The following is a 7,681-nucleotide window of genomic DNA, read 5'->3' as shown; positions in this document are numbered from 1 at the left end:
CCTTGCGCTCGCCGGTGTTGCGGTCCCGCCAGGATTCGGACGTGGCAATCGACAGGTTGACGATGGGTTTGCCATCCTGCGTGTGGCGCACGTCCGGATCGCGGCCCAGATTGCCGACGAGAATAACCTTGTTCACCGAACCTGCCATGACACCACTCCTTGCTTTTCCCGCACCCTAATCGCTGGCGCCCTGGCGCACAGCGGCACCGGGAACCTTATCCACAGCGCAACGATAGTTCTGTTTTTGTTCTAACGCAAGCGTCACAAGCGTCATGTGCTGAAAATCTTTCATGGAGGACTCCGGTGATCCGGACCCTCGAGACCGGCGCCACGCGGAACCGCTTCCTGAAAGGACGCAGGCCCGCCGCGACGCTTGTCATCGTGGCAGGCCTGGCGGGCGAACGGCAGGTGGTCGAAATCGACCTGGTGGCTGCGGCTGGGGCAGCGGACCCGGCCACATAAGGCCAAGCCGCCGGAACTTGTTAATGGCGCTTGAGCCAACCGAACAGCGGGGCAGGACGGGCACGGGCGCGCTCTTTCGCAGACGCAACATAATGTTCAGCGTCTTTTGACTGCATCATGGCAGTCTTATAAACGTTTGAATAAGTGTCCAAAATCCAGTTCATGGTATCTCTCCTCGGGTTTAAAAAAGCCTGTTTTCGTGATGTCATGTATCGCTCTTTCGCTCTTGCAACACAAACGGCATTAATCTACGCTACCTGTAACAAAAACTCACAGGTGAGCCAGTGGGACGCCGTCTGCCATCGCTGAACGCGCTCAAGGCTTTCGAAGCTGCGGCCCGGCTCGAAAGCTTCACGGATGCGGCTGCCGAGCTGTTCGTCACCCATGCCGCCATCAGCCGCCATGTGCGTGACCTTGAGGACTGGCTGGGCACTCCCCTCTTCCTGCGCACCGGCCGGGGCGTGGAACTGACCGAGGCCGGCCGCCGCTTTGCGCTGCGCCTCACCCCCCTTTTCGACCAGCTGGCCGATGCCACGCGCGAGGCCGCCGCGGTGGGCGATGTGCGCCAGCTCAAGGTCACGGTCGAGCCTTCCATCGCCTCGCGCTGGCTGGTGCCGCGCCTTGGCCGTTTCAACGAATTGCACCCTGACATCGAACTGTCCATCGACCCCACCAGCAAGCTCGCCGACTTCCGCTCCGGCGAGGCCGATGTCGGCATCCGCTATGGCGCGGGCCAGTGGGATGATGTCGAGGCGCAGAAACTCACCGACGCCATGATCTTCCCCGTCTGTGCCCCGAAGCTGCTGAAGGGCCGGACTGACCTCAGGCCCGCCGGCCTCTCGGACTTCAACCTGCTTCATGAATCGCGCAAGCAATGGTGGGCGGACTGGCTTGCTGCAGCGGGCGTTACCGGCGTCGAGGACTGGCGCGGCACGCTGTTCCAGAACCACCTCGCCATCGAGGCGGCGGAGGCCGGCCAGGGCTTTGCTTTGACGGACCAGGTGCTGGCCACGGACTCGATCCTCGAGGGCTGGCTGGTGCGGCCCTTCGCCTTCGACATGAAGGACCACTGGCACTATTGGATCGTCCGCGGCAAGGGGCAGAAGGAGACGGTTCCCGTCCGCGCCTTCCGCGAATGGATGATGGGCGAGATCGCGGATACCAACAGGAAATTCGCGCAACTGAGCGGCCAGAAGCCGCCAGCCGTTGCAGCGAAGGGCGCATCAGCCTAGCTTTCTCGGCCATCATTCATCCGGAACCGACATCCATGGCCCGCCCGAAATATGACTGCATGAAGTGCCCCGGCTATTGCTGCTCCTACCCCGTCATCGAAGTGAAGGACAAGGACGCCGAGCGCATCGCCAGGCACTTCGGGCTGAGCCTCAAACAGGCCGAGAAGAAATTCTTCAAGTCGGCCCATGGCTACAAGCGCGTGATGCGTCGCCAGAAGGACGGGCATTTCGGCAAGATCTGCCAGTTCTTCGACACCACGGAGCGCCGCTGCACGATCTATGCCGCCAGGCCCTCCACCTGCCGCATCTTCCCGGGCGAAGGCCACTGCGGCTACTACGACTTCCTGAAGTTCGAGCGCGCGGGCCAGGAGGACGAGACCTACATCTCCACCACCAATCACTCCGGCAACTGACGCTTCGCCAGACGTTCGAAGCGCCAGGCAAGCAAAGTGCCGGTGAAGGCAAGCCCGATCGCAACCCCGCCCCACAGGCCGGGCGCGCCCCAGCCGAAGTGAAAGCCGAGCAGATAGCCGCTGCCCAGCCCGACCAGCCAATAGCCGATCCCGGCGATGATCAGCGGCGCCACCGCATCCTTAAGGCCGCGCAGCGCGTGGGACGCGATGGCCTGCAGCCCGTCGAACACCTGAAAGACGGCGGCGATCAGCAGCAGGGTTGTCACCAGCGCACCGATCTTTTCGAAATCCGGATCTCCCGGATCGAGGAAGACGCGGCTGACGAGGCCCGGCGCGAAGACCGGGATGACCACCAGCAGCAGCGGAATGCCAACACCCACCAGCATGCCCAGATTGCCCGCCTGCCGGGCCGCCGCCGGGTCCCGCGCCCCGACGAAATAGGCCACGCGCACCATTGCCGCCTCGGAAATGCCGAGCGAGATGACGAAGGGAATGGCGATCCACCCCATCACCATCTGATAGGCCGCAAGCTCCACCGTGCCCATGATGCCCGAGAGCAGCGAGGTGGCGGCGAACAGGCCTGACTCCATGGCGACGATACCCGCCACCGGCAACCCGAGTTTGACCAGCGGACCATAGGCGCGCGGGCCGCCAATGGCGCCTGCCCGCAGCGGCAGCCGCTGCCTTCGGATCAGAAATACGGTATAGGCCGCAAGGCAGAGGAACTTGAACCACATGGACAGGGCCCAGGCGATGCCCGCGCCGGCCATCCCCATCCTGGGGAAGCCGAAGCTGCCATGCACCAGCCCCTGCATGAGGAAATAGTTGAGAATGACGGTCACCACCGTCACCGCCAGCACGAAGCCGGTCTTCATCATCGCCGCGGCGAAGCTCCTCAGCACGCCGAACCACACGATCGGCAGCATGGCGAAGGCAAAGCCCGTGTAATAGGGCCCGGCGAGTTCGATCACCCGCGGCTGCTGGCCCAGCGCCCTCAGCACAGCCCCAAGATTCAGCACGACGAGGGTGACGGCGAGACCCAGAAGTCCGGACAGGATCATGCCGCGCACCAGTTCGGGCACAATGCGCCCGCGGTTCAGGGCGCCCCGCGCCTCCGAGACGAGCACGCCGACCACGGAAAAGAAACCCATCAGGACGATGCACAGCTGATAGGACAGGTCGGTCGAAATGCCCGCCGCCGCAAGTTCGGCCGCGCCGAGCCTGCCCACCACCATCTTGGCGGTGATGATCATCGCCACATCGGCCAGATAGGCGAAGATCAGCGGCAGGGCGATGACGATCAGCGCCTTGATTTCGACGAGGCGGGCTGGCTTCACGATTCGGTCCTGACGTTGCAGAGGGCTTAGCTGCTGCCCGTTAATCAGGCAACTCCGCTCTCCTGCCGCACGAAGCGGGCGATCTCCCCCAGGAAAACCGCGGCGAATTGCTGCAGTTTCGACTCGCCCACCCCATGCACCTCGCCGAAGTCCCAGCGCGTGAGCGGCCGCTTGCCCGCCATGTCGATCAGCGTCCGGTCGGTGAACACCACATAAGCCGGAACCTTGCGCTCCTTCGCCAGCTTGGCGCGCAGCGACTTCAGGCGCTGCAGCAGCTCGTCCGAAACGCCGCCCTCCTCCACCGCCGCGACCATCTTGCGTGCCCGCTCCGCCTTGCGCGATGTCCGCGCCGGGTCCTGCCGATAGCGGAACGCGCCCTCGCCTCGGGCCAGCGCTTGCCCCTTGGGTGAAACCGAGAGGCCGCCATGGCCCGCCACGTCGATGGCGAGATAACCGCCGCCCACCAGCTGCCGGATCATCGACTGCCAATGCTGCCGGCCATGCGCCTTGCCGATGCCGAACACCGGCAACCCGGTTTGGCGAAGGGCGTCCGCCTTCTCGTTGCTCTTGCCTGCAAGAATGTCCGCGATATGCGCGGCGCCGAAGCGCTGCCCGGTGGTCTTGACCGCCTCGAGCACCCACAGCGCTTCCGCCGTGCCATCGACCAGATGAACGGGGTCGAGGCAGATATCGCAATTGCCGCAGGGCGGCGACTCCTCGCCGAAATAGAGCAGCAGATTCTGGCGTCGGCATTCCGGCGCCTCGCAATAGGCCACCAGCGCATCGAGCCTTTTGTGCTCGCGGCGGCGGCGCTCGTCGCCACCCTGCTCCTGGTCGATGAAGCGGCGGCGCAGCTGGATGTCGCCGAGGCCATAGACCATCTTCACATCCGAGGGCTGCCCATCGCGGCCCGCGCGCCCGATCTCCTGGTAATAGGCGTCGAGAGACGACGGCAGGTCGGCATGGAACACGAAGCGCACATCCGGCTTGTCGATCCCCATGCCGAAGGCAATGGTGGCGCAGACGATGATGCCCTTCTCGGTCATGAACAGGCTCTGCGCCTCAGCCCGGTCCTCCGCACTCATCCCCGCATGATAGGCAATGGCGCGGAAGCCCCTGGATACGAGGAAACTTGCCCACTCCTCCGTCGATTTGCGCGACAGCGCGTAGACGATGCCGGACTGGCCGTCGCGCCCCTCGAGGAAGCCGGTCAGCTGCTGCCTGGCATTGTCCTTGGGCGCCACGGCGAGATTGATGTTGGGCCGGTCGAAACCCGCGACATAGACCTCCGCCCCGCCGCCGAAAATCTTGCCCACGATGTCCCGCCGCGTCGCCTCATCCGCGGTCGCCGTGAAGGCGCCGATGGGAACGCCCGGAAAGGACTGCCGAAGCGATTGCAGCATGTCATATTCCGGCCGGAAGGAGGCGCCCCACTGCGAAATGCAATGCGCCTCGTCGATGGCGATAAGGGTCACGTCAAGCCGAGAGAGGGCGGAGATCATCCGCTCCGTCATCAGCCGCTCGGGCGAGAGATAGAGGAGCCTCACCTCGCCCGCCGCCACGCGCCGCCAGATGGCGACGTTCCCGTCCCGGTCCTGCGCCGAATTGATGCTTTCCGCCGCAACGCCCGCCAGCTTCAGCGCCGCCACCTGATCCTGCATCAGCGCCACCAGCGGCGACACCACGATCGCCAGCCCGCCCCGCGCCAGCGCCGGCACCTGGTAGCACAATGACTTCCCCGACCCCGTCGGCATCACCGCCAGCACATTGCGGCCCTCGAGCAGCGCGGTGACGATGCCTTCCTGCCCAGGCCGGAAGCTCGCGTAACCGAAGGTCTTGCGGAGGATGTCGTGCGGGGTCACGAGCTAAGATGGACTCACGGTGAGGGTGGCGAGGAGGGTGTAGCCGGATCGGCATGGAAGTCCAGACTCCGCTCCGGAACCTGACATGCCACAACCTCTGCGCATCCTGCGGACCGGTCCGGCGTGACCTTCCGCCTGCGCGCGACAGGCGATTCCCTCCCCGTTTGGGCTTCTGCAACCCCGGCTTCGGGGAACCGCGTCTCTCCCGCAAGTGTCTCACTTCTGTTTGAGCCAGGGCGCCTCAGCCCGGCACGAGACCCTTCACGGCGTTGGCCGTGGCCTTGAGCGTGACGGGCTTGGCATCCTCCGCGCCAAGCAGCGTCTTCAGGCCGGCACGCAGCGTGGCGAGAATTTCGGGCGAAAGCTGTGCGGCCTGCGCGGACATGCGCGGACCGGTGAGTGCGATGGCCCAGAAGCGATCGAAATCGGGGAAGGTCCGCTCCACCGTGATCACACGGCTCTCCACATTCGCGAGACCGGCACCCTGCCAGAGCGCGTGCATCGCCTGCAGACGCGAGGCATCCGCCGAGGGGGGCGCCACGACGGGAAGGCCGCGGGCCGCGATCACCTGCTCAAGCGAATAGAAGGGAAAGCCCTCCGGCCAGTCCCACATATAGGCGGAGACGTGGCCGCCCGGCTTCACCGCGCGCACCATCTCGGCGACACCCTTGGCAGGGTCCGGCACGAAGGCAATGACGAGGGCCATGACCGCCGCATCGGCGCTTGCGTCATTGGCGGGCAACTCCATCGCATGCCCCTGCACGAAGCGTGCGGCCCCAACGTCCGTCCGCTTGCGGGCATAGTCGAGCTGGGCAGGCGACGGATCGACGCCAAGGATCGAGGCGGGCTTCACCCGATCCGCCAGCAAGGCCGTGAAGGCGCCATTGCCGGCGCCGACATCGAGCCAGGAGAGACCGGGCGCGGGATTGAGCCAGTCAAGGAACTGCCCGCCCACCTTGCGGCTCCAGACGCCCATATAGGTCTCGTATGAGGCGCCGTCTTCGAAGCGGATCTGGTGTTGCTCGGACATGGGGCGGGCTCCTGGGTGAGGCGGAAAGGCTAGCACGGAATGGCGCCGACGCGAGGCGGAGCCGGCCATGCACGGGGCATCCCTGGCGAGGGCGGCATTTGTCCCTCAGGTTGCAAATGGGAGGCGCAGCCCGGCGCGGTGTGCCGGTCCTTGCGGGACCAGCGGGAAAGCCTGAGCAGCGCTCGCGATGTGGCAGGTCTTCAGGCTTGGGGAGAAACGCTTGCGGGAGGTTCCGTGCGAACCAATCGCGTTGACTTTCGGCGCGGGGGTCGTAATGCCCCTGGGTCCCCTCCTCGGCTCCCGGCAGTGTTGCGAACGCCACGCCCCACCCCGCCCGAGCGCACCGCCACGAGCAGGACCCCAGTGGGGGGAGTGAGGAGACTCATAGCACAGAGTAGGAGTAAAGTCACGAGGAATTTTGTCTTTCTGTCCTCTCCCGCCCCGGCGGGAGAGGAAGGGGCCCCAACGCAGTTGGGGGAGGTGAGGGAACGCGAGTACCGGCCTTGGCGAGCCTGCGCGGCCTCCCCTCATCTCCCCGTTGCTTCGCAACGGGTCCCTTCTTCTCCCGCTGAAGGAGCGGGAGAAGACGCTTCGCGGCCTGCTCTCGTCTCACCTTGCGCGGACTTGATCCGCGCATCCTTTGTGCGGCGGCGGAAAAGGACCCCCGGGTCGAGCCCGGGGGAGGTGAAATTCATGGGGAGGCGTTGTGCGGTTAGAAAGCTGGATCCCGGCTTTCGCCGCTATCAGATTCACACATCTTTTGCGAGTTTCACGCCGAGTTTGATGGCATGGTACCGCTCCAGTCCATAGCGCATGGTTTTGGGTCCGGGTTTGCCGTAGTAGCAGTCCCATCCGCCGAGCCTGGCGATGACCCAGGAGGCGAAGGCGAGGTCGTCTGGCGGGTGAGGGTTTTTGAGCTTTTGGGTCTTGCCTTCGAGCTTGCGGGACAGGGCTTTGAGAAGCGGCTTGTCGTCCGGTTCGAAGCAGTCCTCCGTCAGCTGGCCGGAGCCGCCGTCGCGGGCTTTGACCAGTTGCATGATGGAGACCGCGGCGATGGTGGCGAGGCCTGCGAAGGTGAGCATGGCGGAGGGTTCGGCGAGGCTTGTGTCCTCGATCTCGAAGCCCGCGGTCTTCAGGGTACGGAACATTTGCTCGATCAGGAAGCTATAGCGCGGGTCGGAGATGCCCATTCAAAGATAGAGTCCTTAGAGTATCCGTGATGATCAAGCGATTTTTTTCTGCCAGGTGGCGCGTTTTTTGAGGAGTGCGTTGGCGAGGACGACGAGCTTTCGCATGACGGCAGTGATGGCCTGCTTGGGAGCTTTTCCGATGGCGATCAGCTGTT

8 protein-coding genes are annotated in these 7,681 nt (G+C 64.8%); 3 read left to right on the top strand and 5 right to left on the bottom strand.

From position 1 onward, the window contains the following. On the bottom strand, positions 1–148 hold a 148-nt coding region (gene ssb, locus IOC69_RS07835; protein WP_290542991.1), incomplete at its 3' end, for a single-stranded DNA-binding protein. A gap of 155 nt (positions 149–303) precedes the next feature. On the opposite strand from ssb, the gene IOC69_RS07830 reads away from it, so the two are divergent. From IOC69_RS07830 to IOC69_RS07820, 3 genes are all read left to right on the top strand, one after another. Then, positions 304–462: a hypothetical protein gene (locus IOC69_RS07830; protein ID WP_290542990.1), complete on the top strand. Its 159-nt coding sequence runs from the start codon at positions 304–306 to the stop codon at positions 460–462. Between the two features lie 284 nt (positions 463–746). After that, entirely contained in the window at positions 747–1,694 is a 948-nt protein-coding gene (gene gcvA, locus IOC69_RS07825) for a transcriptional regulator GcvA (protein WP_290542989.1), read from the top strand. A gap of 35 nt (positions 1,695–1,729) precedes the next feature. Then, a complete protein-coding gene (locus IOC69_RS07820) occupies positions 1,730–2,107 on the top strand; it encodes a YkgJ family cysteine cluster protein (protein ID WP_290542988.1) in 378 nt (125 codons plus the stop codon). Here IOC69_RS07820 and IOC69_RS07815 read toward each other — a convergent pair. The 4 genes from IOC69_RS07815 to IOC69_RS07800 form a co-directional block, all read right to left on the bottom strand. After that, on the bottom strand, positions 2,092–3,444 hold the full coding sequence (locus IOC69_RS07815; protein ID WP_290542987.1) for an MATE family efflux transporter: 1,353 nt from the start codon (positions 3,442–3,444) through the stop codon (positions 2,092–2,094). The two genes, IOC69_RS07820 and IOC69_RS07815, sit on opposite strands and share 16 nt — an antisense overlap. Before the next feature lie 44 nt (positions 3,445–3,488). Further along, positions 3,489–5,306 carry a DNA helicase RecQ gene (recQ, locus tag IOC69_RS07810; RefSeq protein WP_290542986.1) on the bottom strand — a complete coding sequence of 606 codons (1,818 nt, stop codon included), beginning with the start codon at positions 5,304–5,306 and terminating at the stop codon, positions 3,489–3,491. Positions 5,307–5,547: 241 nt separating this feature from the next. After that, complete coding sequence (locus IOC69_RS07805) at positions 5,548–6,336, bottom strand: methyltransferase domain-containing protein (RefSeq protein ID WP_290542985.1); 789 nt, start codon at positions 6,334–6,336, stop codon at positions 5,548–5,550. 749 nt (positions 6,337–7,085) lie between these two features. Next, entirely contained in the window at positions 7,086–7,526 is a 441-nt protein-coding gene (locus IOC69_RS07800; protein ID WP_290542984.1) for a hypothetical protein, read from the bottom strand. Between the last annotated feature and the right edge of the window lie 155 nt (positions 7,527–7,681).

The organism is Aestuariivirga sp., assembly GCF_020252405.1.
Classification (GTDB): domain Bacteria; phylum Pseudomonadota; class Alphaproteobacteria; order Rhizobiales; family Aestuariivirgaceae; genus Aestuariivirga.
Note: the sequence above shows the minus strand (reverse complement) of the source record. Positions and strands in the feature narration are given on the sequence as shown.